Origin of the sequence: Acinetobacter sp. EKM10A, assembly GCF_011075215.1 — a bacterium.
Classification (GTDB): Bacteria; Pseudomonadota; Gammaproteobacteria; order Pseudomonadales; family Moraxellaceae; genus Acinetobacter; species Acinetobacter baumannii.
This window is the reverse complement of sequence record NZ_JAALLK010000005.1, coordinates 246,759-267,437: the sequence shown is the minus strand read 5'-3', so window position 1 is coordinate 267,437 and position 20,679 is coordinate 246,759. Positions and strand designations below refer to the sequence as shown.

General features: G+C 39.8%; 18 protein-coding genes and 1 pseudogene. 6 read left to right on the top strand and 13 right to left on the bottom strand.

Annotated features, from left to right (window positions below):
• Window positions 1–178: 178 nt before the first annotated feature.
• From sucD to sdhC, 10 genes and pseudogenes are all read right to left on the bottom strand, one after another.
• On the bottom strand, window positions 179–1,069 hold the full coding sequence (gene sucD / locus G9371_RS09410) for a succinate--CoA ligase subunit alpha (RefSeq protein WP_000114637.1): 891 nt from the start codon (window positions 1,067–1,069) through the stop codon (window positions 179–181).
• Between the two features lie 14 nt (window positions 1,070–1,083).
• Window positions 1,084–2,250: an ADP-forming succinate--CoA ligase subunit beta gene (sucC, locus tag G9371_RS09405; protein WP_001048573.1), complete on the bottom strand. Its 1,167-nt coding sequence runs from the start codon at window positions 2,248–2,250 to the stop codon at window positions 1,084–1,086.
• A gap of 147 nt (window positions 2,251–2,397) precedes the next feature.
• Complete coding sequence (gene lpdA, locus G9371_RS09400) at window positions 2,398–3,831, bottom strand: dihydrolipoyl dehydrogenase (protein ID WP_000082613.1); 1,434 nt, start codon at window positions 3,829–3,831, stop codon at window positions 2,398–2,400.
• Window positions 3,832–3,893: 62 nt separating this feature from the next.
• Window positions 3,894–5,090 (bottom strand): 2-oxoglutarate dehydrogenase complex dihydrolipoyllysine-residue succinyltransferase, encoded by a 1,197-nt coding sequence (gene odhB, locus G9371_RS09395; RefSeq protein WP_000179879.1) that lies wholly within the window; start codon window positions 5,088–5,090, stop codon window positions 3,894–3,896.
• Window positions 5,090–7,930, bottom strand: a complete 2,841-nt coding sequence (locus G9371_RS09390) for a 2-oxoglutarate dehydrogenase E1 component (protein ID WP_001984866.1) — start codon at window positions 7,928–7,930, stop codon at window positions 5,090–5,092. Before G9371_RS09390 ends, odhB begins: the two co-directional genes overlap by 1 nt.
• A gap of 157 nt (window positions 7,931–8,087) precedes the next feature.
• Window positions 8,088–8,217: pseudogene (locus G9371_RS09380) on the bottom strand (hypothetical protein).
• A 283-nt stretch (window positions 8,218–8,500) separates the two neighbouring features.
• Entirely contained in the window at window positions 8,501–9,211 is a 711-nt protein-coding gene (locus tag G9371_RS09375) for a succinate dehydrogenase iron-sulfur subunit (protein WP_000086385.1), read from the bottom strand.
• A 14-nt stretch (window positions 9,212–9,225) separates the two neighbouring features.
• Window positions 9,226–11,061, bottom strand: coding sequence for a succinate dehydrogenase flavoprotein subunit (gene sdhA, locus G9371_RS09370; RefSeq protein ID WP_000500957.1), 1,836 nt, complete (start codon window positions 11,059–11,061; stop codon window positions 9,226–9,228).
• A gap of 12 nt (window positions 11,062–11,073) precedes the next feature.
• Window positions 11,074–11,439 (bottom strand): succinate dehydrogenase, hydrophobic membrane anchor protein, encoded by a 366-nt coding sequence (sdhD, locus tag G9371_RS09365; protein ID WP_000833672.1) that lies wholly within the window; start codon window positions 11,437–11,439, stop codon window positions 11,074–11,076.
• Window positions 11,439–11,840, bottom strand: coding sequence for a succinate dehydrogenase, cytochrome b556 subunit (gene sdhC, locus G9371_RS09360; protein WP_001984863.1), 402 nt, complete (start codon window positions 11,838–11,840; stop codon window positions 11,439–11,441). Before sdhC ends, sdhD begins: the two co-directional genes overlap by 1 nt.
• Before the next feature lie 953 nt (window positions 11,841–12,793).
• On the opposite strand from sdhC, the gene gltA reads away from it, so the two are divergent.
• The gene (gene gltA / locus G9371_RS09355) at window positions 12,794–14,068 is read left to right on the top strand and encodes a citrate synthase (protein WP_001287579.1); all 1,275 of its coding nucleotides are present in this window, start codon (window positions 12,794–12,796) and stop codon (window positions 14,066–14,068) included.
• A gap of 69 nt (window positions 14,069–14,137) precedes the next feature.
• Here the strand turns inward: gltA and G9371_RS09350 are convergent, their stop codons facing one another.
• On the bottom strand, window positions 14,138–14,623 hold the full coding sequence (locus G9371_RS09350) for a DUF1289 domain-containing protein (protein WP_001981983.1): 486 nt from the start codon (window positions 14,621–14,623) through the stop codon (window positions 14,138–14,140).
• 111 nt (window positions 14,624–14,734) lie between these two features.
• Here G9371_RS09350 and G9371_RS09345 point away from each other — a divergent pair, with 111 nt between their 5' ends.
• The gene (locus tag G9371_RS09345) at window positions 14,735–15,667 is read left to right on the top strand and encodes a rhodanese-related sulfurtransferase (RefSeq protein ID WP_000994655.1); all 933 of its coding nucleotides are present in this window, start codon (window positions 14,735–14,737) and stop codon (window positions 15,665–15,667) included.
• Between the two features lie 123 nt (window positions 15,668–15,790).
• On the opposite strand, the gene G9371_RS09340 is transcribed toward G9371_RS09345, so the two are convergent.
• Together G9371_RS09340 and G9371_RS09335 are read right to left on the bottom strand one after the other, a co-directional pair.
• On the bottom strand, window positions 15,791–16,315 hold the full coding sequence (locus G9371_RS09340) for a YecA family protein (protein ID WP_001274941.1): 525 nt from the start codon (window positions 16,313–16,315) through the stop codon (window positions 15,791–15,793).
• Between the two features lie 75 nt (window positions 16,316–16,390).
• Complete coding sequence (locus G9371_RS09335) at window positions 16,391–16,597, bottom strand: PA3496 family putative envelope integrity protein (protein ID WP_000099358.1); 207 nt, start codon at window positions 16,595–16,597, stop codon at window positions 16,391–16,393.
• A gap of 358 nt (window positions 16,598–16,955) precedes the next feature.
• On the opposite strand from G9371_RS09335, the gene rpoD reads away from it, so the two are divergent.
• From rpoD to G9371_RS09315, 4 genes are all read left to right on the top strand, one after another.
• On the top strand, window positions 16,956–18,842 hold the full coding sequence (gene rpoD / locus G9371_RS09330; protein ID WP_001281941.1) for an RNA polymerase sigma factor RpoD: 1,887 nt from the start codon (window positions 16,956–16,958) through the stop codon (window positions 18,840–18,842).
• Window positions 18,843–18,939: 97 nt separating this feature from the next.
• A complete protein-coding gene (locus G9371_RS09325; RefSeq protein ID WP_000887099.1) occupies window positions 18,940–19,227 on the top strand; it encodes a YbeD family protein in 288 nt (95 codons plus the stop codon).
• Window positions 19,228–19,410: 183 nt separating this feature from the next.
• Complete coding sequence (gene lipB, locus G9371_RS09320; RefSeq protein ID WP_000050856.1) at window positions 19,411–20,064, top strand: lipoyl(octanoyl) transferase LipB; 654 nt, start codon at window positions 19,411–19,413, stop codon at window positions 20,062–20,064.
• Between the two features lie 80 nt (window positions 20,065–20,144).
• Window positions 20,145–20,678, top strand: a complete 534-nt coding sequence (locus G9371_RS09315) for a hypothetical protein (protein ID WP_000626048.1) — start codon at window positions 20,145–20,147, stop codon at window positions 20,676–20,678.
• Window position 20,679 lies beyond the last annotated feature (1 nt).

Sequence of the window (20,679 nt, the reverse complement as noted above, 5' to 3'; positions counted from 1 at the left end):
AACTGTTTTTAACAGATTCGTTGTTCTACGCAGTGATCACCCCAATCATTGCGTATTTTTTTGTCTTTTTTAACCAAATTATTCCTTATATCAATTATTTTATTTAACTTTTCAATAATACAAAAAAATACCGCATCATTTTTCAGATGCGGTATTTTTTAAAGATTCAAGGAAGCAATTAAGCTAAACCTTTCTCTTTTAATACTTGCAACATAGTTGAACCAAGCTCAGCTGGGCTACGAGTGTAAGCCATACCTGCTTTTTCAAATGCAGCGAATTTCTCCTCAGCAGTACCTTGACCACCAGAAATGATCGCACCAGCGTGACCCATACGCTTACCTTTAGGCGCAGTTACACCAGCGATGTAACCTACTACAGGTTTAGTCACGTTAGATTTGATGAATTCAGCAGCTTCTTCTTCCGCTGTACCACCGATCTCACCGATCATGATGATTGCATCAGTATCTGGATCGTCTTGGAACAATTGAAGAGCTTCAATTTGGTTCATACCTGGGATTGGGTCACCACCGATACCGATACAAGTAGACTGACCTAAACCAAGCTTAGTTGTTTGAGCAACAGCTTCATAAGTCAATGTACCTGAACGTGAAATGATACCAATACGACCTGGTTGGTGGATGTGACCAGGCATAATACCGATCTTACATTCACCCGGAGTGATCACGCCTGGGCAGTTAGGACCAACTAAACGAGTACCGTTACCGTTAGTTTCTAAATAACGTTTTGCTTTAAGCATGTCGATTGTTGGAACACCTTCAGTGATCACAACGATTAGGCCAACACCTGAATCAACCGCTTCAACGATTGAGTCTAAAACGAATGGAGCTGGTACATAGATTACAGATGCATCTGCATTTGTTTCACGTACAGCTTCTTTCATTGTGTTGAATACCGGTAAGTCAAGGTGAGTTGTACCACCTTTACCTGGAGTAACACCACCAACAACTTTTGTACCGTAGTCTAAAGCTTGTGCAGAGTGGAAAGTACCGTTTTTACCAGTAAAACCTTGTACCAATACTTTAGTGTCTTTATTAATTAATACGCTCATGATTGATACTCCCCTTACGCTTTAACTGCAGCTACAACTTTTTCTGCGGCATCAGACAAACCGTTCGCAGAAATTAATTTCAAACCAGATTCATCAAGTAATTTCGCACCTAACTCAGCGTTGTTACCTTCTAAACGAACAACAACTGGAACAGTTACGTTTACTTCTTGAACCGCTGCAATAATTGCTTCAGCAATCATGTCACAACGTACGATACCACCGAAGATGTTGATTAAAACACCTTGTACAGACGTATCAGCAAGAATGATTTTGAACGCTTCAATTACACGCTCTTTAGTTGCACCACCACCAACGTCAAGGAAGTTTGCAGGCTGACCACCATAAAGTTTAATGATGTCCATAGTTGCCATTGCAAGACCAGCACCGTTAACCATACAACCAATGTTACCTTCTAAAGCAACATAGTTAAGATCAAATTCAGATGCTTTTAACTCACGCTCATTCTCTTGAGATTTGTCACGTAAAGCAGCAACTTTAGGTAAGCGGTAAAGCGCGTTAGAGTCGATACCTACTTTCGCATCTACACATAAAATTTCGCCATTTTCACGAACTGAAAGTGGGTTAATTTCAAATAAAGCGAAATCATTTTCAACAAATGCTTGATAAGCAGCTGTCATGATTTTCACGAATTGACCGATTTGTTTGTCTTTCAAACCTAAAGCAAACGCAACTTCACGTGCTTGGAATGGTTGTAAACCAACTAATGGATCAACTTCAACTTTGATAATTTTTTCTGGAGTTTCTTCCGCAACTTTCTCGATTTCTACACCACCTTCTGTAGAAGCCATGAAAGTAATACGACGGCTAGAACGGTCTACAACCGCGCCCAAGTAAAGCTCACGCTCAACTGGATATACGTCTTCAGCAACAATGATGCTGTTTACTGGTTGACCATTTGCATCTGTTTGATACGTTACAAGACGAGTACCAATGATATTGTTTGCAAATTCGATAACATCTTCTTTAGATTTTGCAACTTTAACGCCACCAGCCTTACCACGACCACCAGCATGAACTTGCGCCTTCATTACAGCGAATTTACCACCAAGCTGTTCAAATGCAGCAACTGCTTCGTCTGCATTGGTTGCCAAGATACCTTCTTGTACCGGCATACCATATTCTTTCAATAACGCTTTAGCTTGATACTCATGTAAGTTCATTTAGTTACCTACTTAACTTTGTTTGTTGTCTTCAATTTGCGCAACATTCTCATGTTGTATAAGCAAATTGCTGTCTACGTCTATCAACTTGATGATTTTTTAATCACACCATCGAATGTGAAAAAGAGCGGAGGACCGCTCTTTATTTTATTTACGCTTACGTTGAATCGCGTGAATTGCACGACCATCTACAGCAAGTGCAGCTTCATGAACAACTTCAGAGAATGTTGGGTGACCAAAAGTCATCAACTGAAGATCTTCAACAGAAGATACAAATTCAAGTGCAATCATACCTTGGTGAACGATATCAGATGCCGCAGGCCCAATCACATGCATACCTAATAAACGGTCAGTTTTTGCATCAGCAACAAACTTAACAAAACCTGCACCTTCACCAGCAGCTAAAGCACGACCATTTACAGCAAAACCGAATTGACCAGTTTTTACTTCATGACCTTTTTCTTTAGCTTGCTCTTCAGTTAAACCAACCCACGCCGCTTCAGGGTGTGTATAGATAACAGAAATGATTGTGTCATAGTTTACTTGAGCTGCGTGACCGTGGATACGTTCAACAGCCATTACGCCCTCTTCCATTGCTTTATGAGCAAGCATTGGACCACGTACTAAGTCACCAATCGCATATACACCTTCTACAGAAGTTGCACAGTGATCATTTACTTCAACTAAACCACGTTCAGTTAATTTAATACCTGAATCTTCAGCTAATAAACCTTCTGCATAAGCTTTACGGCCAACACAAACGATTAACTTATCAAACGTTTGTTCTTTATCTTCGCCACCTTGAGTGTATTTAACAGTCACTTCACGACCGTTTACTTCAGTACCAGATACTTTTGCACCAATGCGGATATCTAAACCTTGTTTAGTCAAGATTTTTTGATATTCCTTAGAAAGTGCTTTATCAGCCATTGGCAAGAATGCATCCATTGCTTCAAATACAACAACTTCTGCACCAAGACGACGCCATACTGAACCAAGTTCTAAACCGATTACACCTGCACCAATTACACCTAAACGTTTAGGTACTTCAGGGAAGTTTAATGCGCCAGTTGAATCAACAATAATATCTTGATCTACAGGAGCTACAGGAATATTTACAGGCACAGAACCAGACGCAAGAATTACGTATTTAGGTTCTAAAATTTGAGTTTCACCTTCATGTGGAACAAACTCAACTTTTTTACCAGCAAGTAATTTACCTGTACCTTTTAACCACTCGATACCGTTGCCTTTAAGCAATTGATCAATACCGCCAGTTAATTGGTCAACAATTTTGTCTTTACGAGCAAGAAGTTTTGCAAGATCGAAATTCACTTCACCAGTTGTAATACCGTGATCAGCTAAATGATGCACTGTATCTTCATAACGATGAGAAGAATCAAGCAAAGCTTTAGAAGGGATACAACCTACGTTTAAGCAAGTACCACCTAAAGAAGGCTTACCGTTGTGAATACGTTTTTCAATACAAGCGACTTTGAAGCCTAGTTGAGCAGCGCGAATCGCAGCTTCATAACCACCAGGACCACCGCCAATGACAACAAGATCAAATTGTTGAGACATTTTTATCTCCATAAACCAGGATAGAGGATTACTCTACCCTGGTAGGTATTTATTCGAAGAAATTAAAGATCAAGAATGAGTTTAGCTGGTTCTTCTAACAATTCTTTGATTGCAACTAAGAAACCTACAGCTTCTTTACCATCGATCATACGGTGGTCATAAGAAAGCGCTAAGTACATCATTGGCAAGATTTCAACTTGACCATTTACCGCCATAGGACGTTCTTGGATTTTATGCATACCCAAGATACCAGTTTGCGGCTGGTTCAAAATTGGAGTTGAAAGTAATGAACCGAAAGTACCACCGTTAGTGATTGTGAAAGTACCGCCAGTCATTTCTTCGATAGATAATTTACCATCACGTGCTTTAGCAGCATAAGCAGCAATACCTGCTTCAACTTCTGCATAGCTCATACGGTCAGTATCACGTAATACTGGTACAACAAGACCACGATCAGAAGATACTGCAACACCGATGTCGTAGTAACCGTGATAAACGATATCATCACCATCAATTGAAGCATTTACAGCTGGGTAGCGTTTAAGCGCTTCAGTTGCTGCTTTAACGAAGAATGACATGAAGCCTAAACGAGCACCATGACGTTTTTCGAAAGCATCTTTATATTGCTTACGTAATTCCATGATTGGCTTCATGTTAACTTCGTTAAATGTAGTTAACATTGCTGTTTCTTGAGTAGCTGCAAGAAGACGCTCAGCTACACGTTTACGTAAACGAGTCATTGGAACGCGTTTTTCGATACGTTCGCCAACAGCAACGCTTAATGGAGTAACGTTAGCAGCTGGTTTAGCTTGATGGTTTGCAACATCTTCTTTAGTGATACGACCACCACGACCAGTACCTTGTACGTCAGAAGCAGCAATACCAGATTCAGTTAACGCTTTACGTACTGCAGGAGCTTGATCAGACACAGTTTCATTACGCTCAACAACAGGAGCAGCACCAGCTTGAGTCTGAGCAACTGCTTGTTCTACTGCCGCAGGAGCAGCAGCCGCTGCGCCAGCACCAGCTTCGAATTGAGCAATAACTTCGTCAGAAAGAACTGTATCGCCTTCACCTTTAATGATTGCAACCAAGCTACCATCTGCAGGAGCAACAACTTCTAAAACAACTTTGTCGGTTTCAATATCACAGATTACTTCATCACGTGATACAGGTTCACCCACCTTTTTATGCCAAGTTGCGATGGTTCCATCTGCAACAGACTCTGGGAATACCGGTGCTTTAATTTCGGTTGCCATTATTGAGAATCTCCTGATTGTTCAGCTTCGATTGCCAATGCATCATTAATTAGCTGAGCTTGTTGTTTTGCATGCAAGTACGGTGAGCCACAAGCTGGTGCAGCAGAAGCTTCACGACCTGCAAAACTGATACGGATTTGTTTGCCAGATTTTAAGATATCGTCATATAAACGCGGTGCGATAAACAACCAAGCACCTTGGTTCTTCGGCTCTTCTTGCGCCCAAACGAGTTCTTTCACATTTGGATAAGCAGCCAAGATTTCCGCAAGACGTTGCTCTGGGTATGGATACAACTGTTCAATACGTACAATTGCAACATTAGTTAAGTTTTGTTCACGACGTTTTTCGAGTAAGTCGTAATAAACTTTACCGCCACAAAGTACAAGACGAGTTACATCTGACTTGTTAATTTGATCGATTTCGTCAATTACAGTTTGGAATGAACCATGTGCTAGCTCTTCTAAAGTAGAAGTCGCAAGTTTATGACGAAGTAAAGATTTCGGTGACATTACGATTAATGGCTTACGAATTGGGCGTACAGCCTGACGACGTAATGCATGGAAAATCTGTGCAGGTGTCGTTGGAGTGATCACTTGCATGTTGTCTTCAGCACATAACTGTAAGAAACGTTCTAAACGAGCTGAAGAGTGCTCTGGACCTTGACCTTCGAAACCGTGTGGTAACAACATTGTTAAACCACAAACACGCTCCCACTTAGTCTCACCAGAAGCAATAAACTGGTCAATCACAACTTGAGCACAGTTTACGAAGTCACCAAATTGTGCTTCCCAAATAATCAAGCTCTTAGGAATTGTAGTTGCGTAACCATATTCGAACGCAAGAACTGCTTCTTCAGATAAAAGAGAGTCATAAATCGCAAAACGCGGTTGGTTCTCTTTCACATGGCAAAGAGGAATGTAAGTTGAACCATCAACTTGGTTATGCAATTTCGCATGACGGTGTGAGAAGGTACCACGACCCACGTCTTCACCAGTAATACGAACTAGATAGTCTTCATCTAATAAAGTTGCATAAGCTAAAGTTTCTGCTGCACCCCAGTTCAATGGAGTTTCACCAGTTTGCATTTTCACGCGGTCTTCAATTACTTTTTGAACCTGACGCTGCATTACAAACCCTTCAGGAAGCTTGCTCATGCCCTCGCCTAACTCTTTAAGGCGATTTATGTCAAATGAAGTATCCCAATCGTCTGTATATTCATGGCCCAAATATGGAGTCCAATCTACAAACATTTTAGTGTTCGGTTCAAGAATCAAAGCATTCGCTACATGATTACCCGCTTCTAAATCAGCACGATAATCTTCAACCATTTGGTCAGCTTCAGCACGGTCAAGTACTTTCTCTTGTACCAATTGATCAGCATAAAGTGTACGAGTAGTTGCTTTCTTAGCAATCACTTGATACATCAATGGTTGTGTACCAGATGGCTCATCTGCTTCGTTATGGCCGCGACGACGGTAACAGAACAAATCGATGACTACATCTTTACGGAATTCGTGACGGAAATCATGTGCTAATTGAGTAGCAAAGATAACAGCTTCAGGATCATCACCATTTACATGGAAGATAGGAGCCTGAATCATTTTAGCAACGTCTGTACAGTATTCTGTCGAACGCGCATCACGTGGATCAGAAGTTGTGAAACCAACTTGGTTGTTCACAATAATATGAACTGTACCACCAACCGTATAGCCACGAGTTTGTGACATCTGGAAGGTTTCCATGTTCACGCCCTGACCTGCAAATGCAGCATCACCATGAACAATAACTGGTAATACGTCATCACCGCCGATGTCTCTACGACGTACTTGACGCGCACGTACAGAACCTTCGACTACAGGACCAACGATTTCTAAGTGAGATGGGTTAAATGCCAATGCCAAGTGAACTTCACCACCTGGAGTCATTACATTACTTGAGAAACCTTGGTGGTATTTAACGTCACCAGAACCTTTCTTATGAAGTGCTTTACCTTCGAACTCACCAAATAAGTCCGCAGGGTTTTTACCCATAATATTAACAAGAAGGTTCAAACGACCACGGTGTGGCATACCGATAACAACTTCTTTACAACCTACGGCACCAGCACGCTGGATAATCTCATTTACCATAGGAATAAAAGATTCGCCGCCTTCAACACCAAAACGTTTAGCGCCGACGTATTTATTACCGAGATATTTTTCTAAGCCTTCAGCAGCGGTTAAACGCTCTAAGAAGCCTTTCTTTTGTTCATTTGAGAAATTGAATTTACCACGGGCACTTTCAAGACGCTGTTGAATCCAACGTTTCTCTTTTGTGTCCACGATATGCATATATTCAACACCGATCGAACCACAATAGATTGCTTCCATTGCTTCAATCATCTCAGCAAGCGTTGCTTCGCTTTTACCGATCTCAAGATTGCCTGTGTTGAATACTGTATCTAAATCTGATTTGGTTAAACCGTGTGCTGAAAGATCTAAATCAGGAATATCTTCACGCTTAGCAAGACCTAACGGATCTAACTTAGCTTTTTGATGTCCGCGATTGCGATAAGCAGCAATGAGTTGTAAAACGCCAATTTGACGACGCTCATGTTCAGTACTTACAGTACTTTGTACAACAGGTTGAACACGATTAGCATTACGTCCTAGTAATAGGAATTGCTCACGCACAGCGCTGTGTGGTTGGTCACCCTTTGGATATTTATCGAAATATTGGCGCCAGTCCTCAGCGACGGAGGTTGGGGAAGTCAGGTACTGCTCGTAAAGTTCTTCAATATACGCTGCACTATCAGCGGAAAGTTCAGTGTCAAGACGCAATGCGTCAGCAACTTCTTGCATTTGTGGACCCATTTCCTATTGCAAAAAATATTACAGGCTGCCTTTTAAGCATACCCATGATGCATAATGTCAAATTGGTAAAAATGACACTACTTACCCAACAGGTCTTCAAGACCATGGGGCGTCATACTACCTAGAGAGAAAACTCCATAGGTAATTAATGAATCACAACGCCCTCAATGGCATCATCACTCACCTTATACTCGATAAAAAACCGAGCAATTTTTTGCAAATCTTTTTAGAAAAATTAACTTTAAAATTAACTTTTCTAAAATGACTTTAACCATAAAAATTAAGCACAGATCTAAGATCGTGCCACTTAATTTAATTTCACTAGTATACGCTTTTTTCACCTATAACTTTGTGGCAAATCGTATCATGTTCTTAACGAACGATTGATTTTTTTGACATATACCATCTATAAATTGGCGAAATACATATCCAATTTTATCTATTAATATATGGTGCTTTATATAAAAACCCCTCTTTTACCGACTAAAGTATAAGACACGTATTATAAAATTAAAAAAAAACGCACATCAAGGATGTGCGTTCTCTATTTGCGCAGAATTAACCCGCTTGATCTAACAACATATTACGGATATGACCGATTGCTTTTGTTGGATTCAAACCTTTAGGACATACTGACACACAGTTCATAATACCTTTACAACGGAACAAACTGAACGGATCGTCAAGACGAGCCAAACGTTCTGCAGTTGCAGTATCACGAGAGTCGATAATAAAACGATATGCATTCAACAACGCTGAAGGACCCAAGAATTTATCAGGGTTCCACCAGAATGATGGGCATGAAGTTGAACAACATGCACAAAGAATACACTCATACAAACCATTTAAGTGTTCACGCTCTTCAGGAGATTGCAAACGCTCTTTAGGTGGAGCAGGTTGGTTATTGATCAAGAATGGCTGAATTTTGTCATACTGATCATAGAATTGGTTCATATCAACAACCAAATCTTTAACAACCGGCAAACCAGGTAATGGACGAATTACGATTTTCTCTGGTAAATCGTTAAGGTTTTGCAAGCAAGCCAAACCATTTTTACCATTGATATTCACACCATCAGAACCACAAATACCTTCACGGCAAGAACGACGGAATGTTAACGTTTCGTCTTGAACCTTCAAAGCAAGCAATGCATCAAGCAACATACGGTGCTTATCAGTCAATTCAAGCTTGAAAGTTTGCATGTACGGCGCTTTATCCTTATCAGGATCATAGCGGTAGATTTCGAATGTACGAGTACCTCTACTCATCTTTATACTCCCGATTAGAATGTACGTGGTGCTGGTGGAATTGGATCAACAGTTAACGGCTTGAAGCGCACTGGCTTATATTCCAAACGGTTATCTGATGAATACCATAAAGTATGTTTCATCCACTCATCATCACGGCGACCGTATGAATAAGTTGGGTGATCAGCTGGTAATTCATAATCAACTACCGTATGCGCACCACGACATTCTTTACGCGCAGCAGCTGAAATTAATGTAGCTTTTGCAACTTCATATAAGTTTTCAACTTCAAGCGCTTCAACACGTGCAGTGTTAAATACTTTAGATTTATCTTTCAAGTGGATGTTACGCACGCGTGGTTCAAGAGCAAGAATCTCTTTAACACCCTTATCAAGCAATGCTTGAGTACGGAATACACCTGCGTGATCTTGAACGATATCACGAATTGCATCAGCAACTTCTTGAGCATTTTCGCCAGAAGTTGATTCATCCAATTTACGTACACGAGCTAAAGTTTGCTCTAATACATTTGTTGGAAGCGGTGCATATTCATCACCATGATGCTTAGTTACGTAATCGATAATGTGCTCACCAGCAGCCTTACCAAATACAACCAAGTCAAGAAGTGAGTTAGTACCTAAACGGTTCGCACCATGTACTGATACGCATGAACACTCACCGATTGCATAGAAACCTTTTACAGGTTTAGTGTAGTTGTCTGTACCAGGCTCTGGTAAGCACACTTGACCATGCATATTCGTAGGAATACCACCCATTTGATAATGGATCGTTGGTACTACTGGAATTGGTTCTTTAGTGATGTCAACGTTTGCGAATTTTTTACCAATCTCAAATACAGATGGTAAACGCTTCATAATTGTGTCAGCACCCAAGTGAGTCATATCAAGCAAGATATAATCACCTTTTGGACCACAACCACGACCTTCTTTAATTTCTTGGTCCATAGAACGTGATACGAAGTCACGCGGAGCCAAGTCTTTTAAAGTTGGTGCATAACGTTCCATGAATGGTTCGCCGTCTTTGTTACGAAGGATCGCACCTTCACCACGACAACCTTCAGTCAACAATACGCCTGCGCCCGCAACACCTGTAGGGTGGAATTGCCAGAATTCCATATCTTGTAATGGAATACCAGCACGAGCAGCCATACCAAGACCGTCACCAGTGTTGATATAAGCATTTGTTGATGCACGGTAAACACGACCAGCACCACCAGTTGCAAATAATGTTGCTTTTGCTTGGAATACTGCAATGTTACCAGTTTCTTGGTCAATTGCAGTTACACCGAGTACATCACCTGCTTCGTTACGGATCAAATCAAGAGCGATCCACTCAACGAAGAATTGAGTACCCATTTTCACGTTGCTTTGATAAAGCGTGTGCAATAAAGCGTGACCAGTACGGTCAGCAGCAGCACAAGCACGTGGAACTGGCTTATCACCATAGTTTGCAGAGTGACCACCGAACGGACGTTGGTAAATTGTACCATCAGCGTTACGGTCGAACGGCATACCTAAGTGTTCAAGTTCATAAACAACTTTTGGCGCCTCACGACACATAAATTCGATTGCGTCTTGGTCACCTAACCAGTCAGAACCTTTTACTGTATCGTAAAAGTGGAAATGCCAGTTATCTTCTTGCATGTTACCTAACGACGCACCAATACCGCCCTGAGCAGCAACTGTATGTGAACGTGTTGGGAAAACTTTAGTAAGTACTGCAACTTTCAAACCTGCTTGAGCAAGTTGGTAAGATGCACGCATACCAGAACCACCACCACCAACGATAACAGCATCGAAAGTGAGGTTTTGAATATTTGAATAATCTTCTTTAGGGTTTATCGCGCCCATGATATCTTCCTATCAATTCGCCCAGAAAATCTGGATACCCCAGATTGCGTACACAAACACTGCAATAATGACAGCCGTAGTCAGTACAAGGCGTAAACCTTTCGCTGAAGGACCCATTTGACGAGTAGTGACATAGTCAGTAAAAACCTGCCACATACCAATCCATGCGTGTGCGATAAGCGACAAAATTGCCAATAAAGAGAAAATCTTCATTGGTAATGTCATCATGAAGCCAGCCCATTGTTGATAGTCAAATCCGCCTTTGCAGAGGATCCAACCAAAAAGAACAACAGTATAAGCTGCCAATACCACAGCACTTACACGCTGGATAAACCAATCACGAGAACCTGAACCTGTTAAACCTGTAGCACTTTTCATTAGAACATAATCCATACAAAGGCTGCGATAATGGCTACCACAGATAAGATCAATGAAATTGTCGCTGCAATACGACCGCTTTGCAGTTCTTCAGCAAAACCTAGATCTGCAAGCAAATGCTTAACCCCAGCAATAAAGTGGAAAATCAAGCCGGCTACAAATACCCACACAACAAAACGTACGAGGATATTTCCAAAAACGACATTTTTAACGTAGTCAAATCCTTCTGGTGAAGATAATGATTTATCTAGAATCCATAAGAGAACTGGTACTAATAAGAAAACGATGACACCTGATAAACGGTGTAAAATTGATGCAATAGCCACGGGTGAGCGTAAATTTACCGCTAACACCTGACCCATGGACAAATTGACAGGTCTGTTGCTTTTCACAGCGGGCATCCTGTAGGTAGAAACTCCGACCGGAGTTTGTTGAATTAATTCCAAGGAAAGCTGGCATTGTTAGGCAAGCACAGCTCATGCCTAACCTATAAACGACACTGAATTATAAAACGCGAAATATCAAAATACAAACAATCGACTTTGGCTTTTCCGCAAAAACTCATCAAATAAGAATCATTCACATAGCCAAACAGCATCCTTTCCTATCCCGAAGTTAAGATTAAACAAAACATGTGCTTGTTTAATCTCATCTTTTATAAAAAATTGCTTTTCTACAGTTTTATTTAAAATAAGTGCATTTTAGACTAAAGATAAAGTTAATAAATCGTCAACTCAAGACAAAAATATAAATAAAACTGCTTCTTACCTGCTAATTTTATTCGGTTTTATCTATAAAGAGGGATTATCCATATTTATATCAAAAGAAATAAAGTGCTACTTGACTGTTAACAATGATCACTATTTTTACAAAAAATGAGTTTTAATTTTTTCTAGACTGTTCAATGAGCTATTTTTTAAACAATTAAACTTAAAAAAAGACAACTTTTGGAATTATCAAATAGTGATAATGTGGCGATTTTTGAATCACAATTTAAAATTACAGCCTGAGTTTTATGATTTTTTTAATCGGATTGGCATTTTATAACGTTACCCTATTCTTAATTTTTATTTAAAAATTTGCTTACAATTGTACTCACGCTTCATTTTTTTTCTGCACGTTCTTCTTGAATTGACTTATGATACCATCCCGATGCAGTGATTTTACTGACTTTTTTTGCTCGGGTCTTGATGACTAACTCTCTGTGGGAACGTCATTTTTTATCCATAAGTATAATTGACAAAATTTCAGTACTCACTAATCTTATAGCAAATTTTGACACCGTCTGATTCGCACATGAGAAAATTAGGATTTCGAGTCAGATAATCATTCACCAGGACAGGAGATCTATTGAATGTCTGAAGCAACTGGCAAAAAAGCCGTATTACATCTTGATGGCAAAGAAATTGAATTACCAATTTACAGTGGCACATTAGGTCCCGATGTAATCGACGTTAAAGATGTATTGGCCTCAGGTCACTTTACTTTTGATCCTGGTTTTATGGCGACAGCTTCATGCGAGTCTAAAATCACATTTATCGATGGTGACAAAGGTATTTTATTGCACCGCGGTTACCCGATTGACCAGTTAGCGACTCAAGCAGACTACCTTGAAACTTGTTATTTATTATTAAATGGCGAGTTACCAACTGCTGAACAAAAAGTTGAGTTCGATGCGAAAGTTCGTGCTCATACTATGGTTCATGATCAAGTTAGCCGTTTCTTCAATGGTTTCCGTCGTGATGCTCACCCTATGGCAATCATGGTTGGTGTAGTAGGCGCATTATCTGCTTTCTATCACAACAACCTTGACATTGAAGACATCAACCACCGCGAAATTACTGCGATTCGTTTGATTGCTAAAATTCCAACGCTTGCTGCTTGGAGCTACAAATATACTGTAGGTCAGCCATTCATCTATCCACGTAATGACTTAAATTACGCGGAAAACTTCTTACACATGATGTTCGCAACTCCTGCAGACCGTGACTACAAAGTAAACCCTGTTCTTGCACGTGCAATGGATCGTATTTTTACGCTTCACGCTGACCATGAACAAAACGCGTCTACTTCTACAGTTCGTCTTGCTGGTTCTACTGGTGCGAATCCATATGCGTGTATCTCTGCTGGTATCTCTGCTCTTTGGGGTCCTGCACACGGTGGTGCGAACGAAGCAGTTCTTAAAATGCTTGATGAAATCGGTAGCGTTGAAAATGTTGCTGAGTTCATGGAAAAAGTTAAACGCAAAGAAGTTAAACTTATGGGCTTCGGTCACCGCGTTTACAAAAACTTCGACCCACGTGCTAAAGTGATGAAGCAAACTTGTGACGAAGTTCTTGAAGCATTAGGTATCAATGATCCTCAATTAGCGCTTGCTATGGAACTTGAACGTATTGCATTGAACGACCCGTACTTTGTTGAACGTAAACTTTACCCTAACGTAGACTTCTACTCTGGTATCATCCTTAAAGCGATTGGTATCCCAACAGAAATGTTTACCGTTATCTTCGCTCTTGCACGTACAGTTGGCTGGATCAGTCACTGGTTAGAAATGCACAGTGGTCCTTACAAAATTGGTCGTCCTCGTCAGCTTTACACTGGTGAAGTGCAACGTGACATCAAGCGTTAATATTCGAAAGAACATTAATGTAAAAAAGCTGCCTAATGGCAGCTTTTTTTATAAATAAGTTTTTAAAAGTTATTCTTCTTCAAACATATTTAATAAGTGATGACTAATCCCATCAGCTCTTAGCCAAGCCAACTCATAACTCGCTTTAGCCAAAGCTAAAATACGTCTTTCAAACTCAGTCCATACTTCTTTAACTTGCGCTTCTGAAATCCCCAAACCACTCTCATGAGCTAAATGCTTATTCTTTTCACATATTTTTAAGGCATGGTAGAGTTTACGCCCTTTACTCGCCCCTTCCATTAACCTGACACGTTTACCTAATATAAATCCTTCTACATGCTGTAGATTCGCCTGCGGCAACATAGGTACCAAAATCTGATCCAATTGATCATCTAAACGCTTCCAGACAGCTAAACGCTGCTCTGCCGTATAGGTATTCCATTGAATTACTTCATGGTTAAAGCGGCGACAACCACGACATACCTGATCACCAAAAACTGTTGAACAACGCCCTGCACATGGGGTGAGAGAGAGCATTCGATGATCACTACTCAAAACAGACTCCTTAAATAAACCATATACTTTTTATGGTTTTCTCGCTTATTACGAATTTTCGCGCTAAAATATGCGCCTTAAATTTCTATCTTAATACATTTGGAGTTTTCCATGAACGCTACTGTAGAACAGCTTGCACCTGTAGAACAGCAAGCGACCGCGGGTTGGGTTGTTGCAGCACTATATCAATTTAAAGAAGTTCAAGATCCAGCTGATCTTCAACAACGTCTTTTAGACTTAGTGAAAACAATTAACCTTTGCGGAACTCTGATTGTAGCAGGTGAAGGAATTAATGGTACTGTTGCTGGGGACCGTGAAGCAATTGATACGATTCATCAATTTTTGTTAAACGAAGGTTTTAACGCTATGGAATATAAAGAATCCCATAGTTCTGACAAACCTTTCCGTAAAATGAAAATCAAGCTTAAAAAAGAAATCGTGACTTTAGGCGTTGAAGTAAAACCTCGTGATTTAGTGGGTCACTATCTTGATCCTAAAGAATGGAATGAGCTTATTGCACGTGATGATGTGATTCTAATCGACACACGTAATGATTATGAATATAAAGCCGGAACTTTCAAAGGTGCGATTGATCCAAAAACAGAAACTTTCCGCGAATTTCCTGAATATGTAAAAAAAGAGTTAGAACAACATAAAGATAAGAAAATCGCGATGTTCTGTACGGGCGGTATTCGCTGCGAAAAATCAACTTCTTTACTTCTTCAAGAGGGCTTTAAAGAGGTTTACCACCTTAAAGGCGGTATTCTTAAATATTTAGAAGAAACTCCTCCTGATGAAAGCCTTTGGGAAGGTGAATGTTTCGTATTTGATGGACGTACTGCTGTAACTCATGGTGTTGAAGAAGGTGCAAACATTAAATGTCATGCTTGTGGCTGGCCTTTAACTCCTGAAGAGTCTGCGCTACCAAGCTATGAACATGGTGTTTCTTGCTTGTACTGTATTGATAAAACCACTGAAAAACAAAAAGCTGGCTTCCGTATGCGCCAATCACAAATTGCTGCCGCTAAACGTAAACGTCTATAAGATTTAATAGAGTTTCAAAAAAGGCATTTAGTTTTCTAGATGCCTTTTTTTAATTCATATAAATAAATTCTGACAATAAAAAACGCCCTAGAAAGGACGTTATTTATTATTTCTTCTAATAAATTAATTTGGAGTATGGTACATCAAATATAACTCATTCAAATTATCTGGGATTTCTTCTGCCAGTTCATCCATTAACTGTCCATTGCGACGGAAAGATTCCATCTGTGGATCTTCTTCATCAATTCCGCTAAAAACCATGATTGGTAAAGTCAAATCAACCAATTGTTCTTCATACTCAGGGGCAAACCAAGCCTCTTCGTTTAAGAACATTGCATCAACAAACCCTACACTCCAATCGCCTAGGCTTGATTCAACGTCAGCTTCTTCAACTTCAAATGGAAATTCAATCCCATTTTCATTTGCTAAATCTTGACGAATCGACTCTAGCCAAACCTTGATTTGTTGAATAATTTCAGCCGGAACCTTTTTCTGGTTACCTTCGAACAATTCATCTAACCAACGGTCAAACTGAGGACCTACTGCAATTGCACACAAAAATCCATGAGTTGCAGCAAAGTCTAGACCATACTCATTGTGGTCTCCATCTAGATATTCACTTAATTGGTCTAAATCTAATGCACTCATTGTGTGTTACCTGACTTTAAAAAGAAATTGACGATAGCATAGCACTTAAGCTGACGATGCCCTATTTAGTTTTGATTAGTCTTCGTCATCAAGATCATCATCGTCTAAATCATAATCGAAATCTTTTAACTCACGCTCTAAACGGCGCTGTGCCAATAGATCATCAATTAATCTACGTTTTTCCAACGATTCTTTTGCACTGATTTTGCCTGATGACTCATCAAAACCGACATCATCATCATCGCCGTAGTTATCATCTAGTTCAAAATCTGTAGAAGACACTAAAACTACCTCATAATGAAAAAATGTGAATGGGTCTAGCCGCTATTTATCTGTCTTACTTTTCCTTGTCAAGTTTTATTTATATTTTTTTCATTTAATTGCTCATTTGTACTTTTTTTCACCCAAAAAATTGTGTATTTATAAAACAGAACAATCTTTTGATAAGCGAAGATTTCTACAAATTTTTCTATGATTTAACCTTGAAAAAAATGATTTTAGCCCAATATTCAAAAAATAGTCGTGAATTCAAAGATATTTTTTATTTAACGGTCACCGATCAAAGCCCAAACATTTCAAGCAAATTGTGCTATCATGCACGGTTTTTCACTGCCACAGATTCAACAAAGAGTAAGCAAAGATGAGCGATATGCATTCCCCTACTTCTCAAGTAGCGGCTCTGATTAGCCGAGGCAAAGAACAAGGTTACTTAACTTACGCTGAGGTTAACGATCATCTGCCGGACTCGATTACTGAAAGCGAACAGATTGAAGACATCATCCAGATGCTTCAAGACGTTGGTATTCCTGTACACGAGCGTGCACCTGAATCTGACGATACCATGTTCGGCGAATCAGCTGATGCAACTGATGAAGTTGCTGAAGAAGAAGCTGCTGCCGTACTTGCATCTGTTGAAAATGAGCCTGGACGTACGACAGACCCTGTACGTATGTACATGCGTGAAATGGGTACAGTAGAACTGTTAACCCGTGAAGGTGAAATCAGCATTGCTAAACGTATTGAAGAAGGCATTCGTGATGTCTTGAACTCAATCGCTTACTGGCCAAATGCTGTTGAAGTTGTATTAAAAGAATATAATGATTTTTTAACTGGCGAACGCCGTCTTGCCGATATCTTATCTGGTTATTTAGACCCTGAAACTGATGAAGATATTCCTGAAGTTTTAGAAGACGTTGAAGAGCTTGAGGAAGAAGACGAATCATCTACAAAGTCAACGAAAGAAGTTAAGCTTGATGATGACGATGAAGAAGAAGAGTCTGAAGGTGATGATGATTCTGAAGGTGATTCAGGTCCAGACCCTGAAGTTGCAAAAGTTCGTTTTGCTGAATTAGAAGCTGCATGGGCTCAAACTAAAGCTGTCATCGAAAAACATGGCCGTAATAGCCCTGAAGCAAATGAAGCTCTTGAGTCTTTAGCAACTGTATTTATGATGTTTAAATTTACTCCACGTTTATTTGACATCATTTCAGAAATGATTCGCGGAACTCATGAACAAATTCGTGCCAATGAACGTGAAATTATGCGTTATGCAGTACGTCGTGGTCGTATGGACCGTAACCAGTTCCGTACATCTTTCCCGAAACAGGAATCTAATCCTGCTTGGTTAGATGAACAAATTGCTAAAGCTCCAGCTGAAATCAAGGCTCACTTGGAAAAAGTTCGTCCTGATGTTTTAGCCTTCCAGCAAAAAATTGCAGATATCGAAAAAGAGCTTGGCCTAAACGTTAGTGAAATTAAAGATATTTCTAAACGTATGGCAATTGGTGAAGCCAAAGCTCGTCGTGCGAAAAAAGAAATGGTAGAGGCCAACCTTCGTTTGGTAATTTCGATTGCGAAAAAATATACCAACCGTGGTTTACAGTTCCTTGACTTGATTCAAGAAGGGAACATTGGTTTGATGAAAGCCGTAGACAAGTTTGAATACCGTCGTGGTTATAAATTCTCGACTTATGCGACTTGGTGGATTCGTCAGGCAATTACCCGTTCTATTGCCGATCAGGCTCGTACAATTCGTATTCCTGTACACATGATTGAAACGATTAACAAAATTAACCGTGTATCGCGTCAATTATTACAGGAAATGGGCCGTGAACCTACTCCTGAAGAGTTAGGCGAACGCTTAGAAATGGATGAGGTTAAAGTTCGTAAGGTTCTTAAAATTGCGAAAGAGCCAATTTCAATGGAAACTCCAATCGGTGATGATGAAGATTCGCATCTTGGCGATTTCATTGAAGACCAGAACATCACTTCTCCAATTGATGCTGCGACTTCAGAAGGCTTAAAAGAAGCAACTCGTGAAGTTTTAGAAAACTTAACTGAACGTGAAGCAAAAGTATTGAAGATGCGTTTTGGTATTGATATGCCAACCGATCATACTTTAGAAGAAGTAGGTAAGCAGTTTGATGTAACACGTGAGCGTATTCGTCAGATTGAAGCAAAAGCATTGCGTAAATTACGTCACCCTTCTCGTTCCGAACACTTGCGTTCTTTCCTAGAGAATGACTAATTTTTGAAATCTTGAAATTTCGAGACTAGTCCCCATTTAATAGAAAGAGCTATAAACGCCTGCGATGATGCAGGCGTTTCACATGATGAGGTTACTTATGTTAGACCGCACTCCATCTCGCGAACTCCGTGAAGACCTTTGGGTATTTCCAATGGACTATCCAATTAAACTCATTGGCGATGCGGGTGAAGAATTACGTATAGCTGTCGTTGATATTCTAGTGAAACATTTTCCTGACTTTGACCAAACAACGTTAAAAGTACAAGAATCACGTACAGGCAAATACCATTCATTAACCGCGCAATTACGCTTTGATGAATTGGAACAAGTGCATGCTTTATATGCAGACTTGGCTGCTTGTCCGCAAATAAGAACTGCGCTTTAATTTTAAAATGCCATGACAAATTTAATGTCATGGCATTTTTATTTATACCAATCTTTATAGAAATAATTACAAATATTTAGAACCGCTTAAGCAAAATACTTTAAACTCATCAAAAGCATACTCTCATAATTTAAAGTTGAGAGACTTCCCTTCTGTTAAGTACTATGCACAGGAAAATGTTTAATGAGCCTTGATAAACCCACTTTGATTATTCGTCAGTGGAACGATTTACAAGATTATCAAAGCAAATTCGAATCGATGAAGAACCTGACCAATCAACGTGATGAAAATACAGCAGACGAGCTGTGGTTACTCCAGCATCATGAAGTACTAACTCAAGGTCAGGCAGGAAAACCAGAACATATTCTGATTCCATCAAACATTCCTGTAGTACAAACTGACCGTGGTGGACAAGTAACTTGGCATGGTCCTGGTCAACTCGTCGCTTACTTTATGTTTGACCTTAATCGACTGAAATGGAATGTACGCACATTGGTCAGTTTTGCTGAACAATTTATGATAGATGTTTTAAAGAAATATAACATTGAAGCATATGCAAAACCTGATGCACCAGGCGTTTATGTGGATGGCAGAAAGATTGGTTCATTAGGCTTCAAAATTCGCCGTGGACGTAGTTATCATGGTTTAGCCCTAAACTTGGACTGTGCTCTAACTGGTTTTCAAACCATCAACCCATGTGGTTATGCAGGGCTAGAAATGGTCCGCATACAAGATTTAGTGACTCCATATCCATTATTTGAACAACTTTGTCAGGACTTTATTGAGTATATTAAAGGTACTGGGTACTTTAATGACCCAGAAGTCAAAATTGAATAAATGATTTTGAGATGGAATAAAAATATATTAGAGTAATTACTCTAAATTTGCTTTTGCATAATTTTAAGAAGGGATAGCAAGTGATTTCGACAAAAGCTGTAAAGCCCACTCTGCAACTTGCCTACGTTAAGCTCATGATGGACGTTGTTGGTCGAGGCTTAGTCATGGCGAGTCAAGTAGATAGTGAAATACAAGAGGAAGTGTCTAAATTTCCTGTTCACTTTGTACTTTCAATGAATGTCTTCCCAAATGGACCAGCATTTTTTGCACGAGTGACAGAAGATAAACAATTAGAACTGCTAAAAAGAGCGGAAAAAAAGCCTGATTTAACCATTACATTTAAGCATGTAACTCATGCTTTTTTGGTTTTTTCTTTTCAGGAAAGTACTGCTCAAGCCTTTGCAAATGACCGCATGATTGCTGATGGTGATGTATCCGCAGCAATTCGTTTAGTTCGCTGCCTCAATAAAATGGAGTCTCTCATTTTACCGAAATTGGTGGCTTCACTCGCTGTTAAAGAATACCCAACTGAACTTACCCTAAAAGAAAAATTCAACCAAGCTGCAAATATTTATTTAAAAGTAGCTAAGTCTTACTTCAAGCGGAGCGCATAAC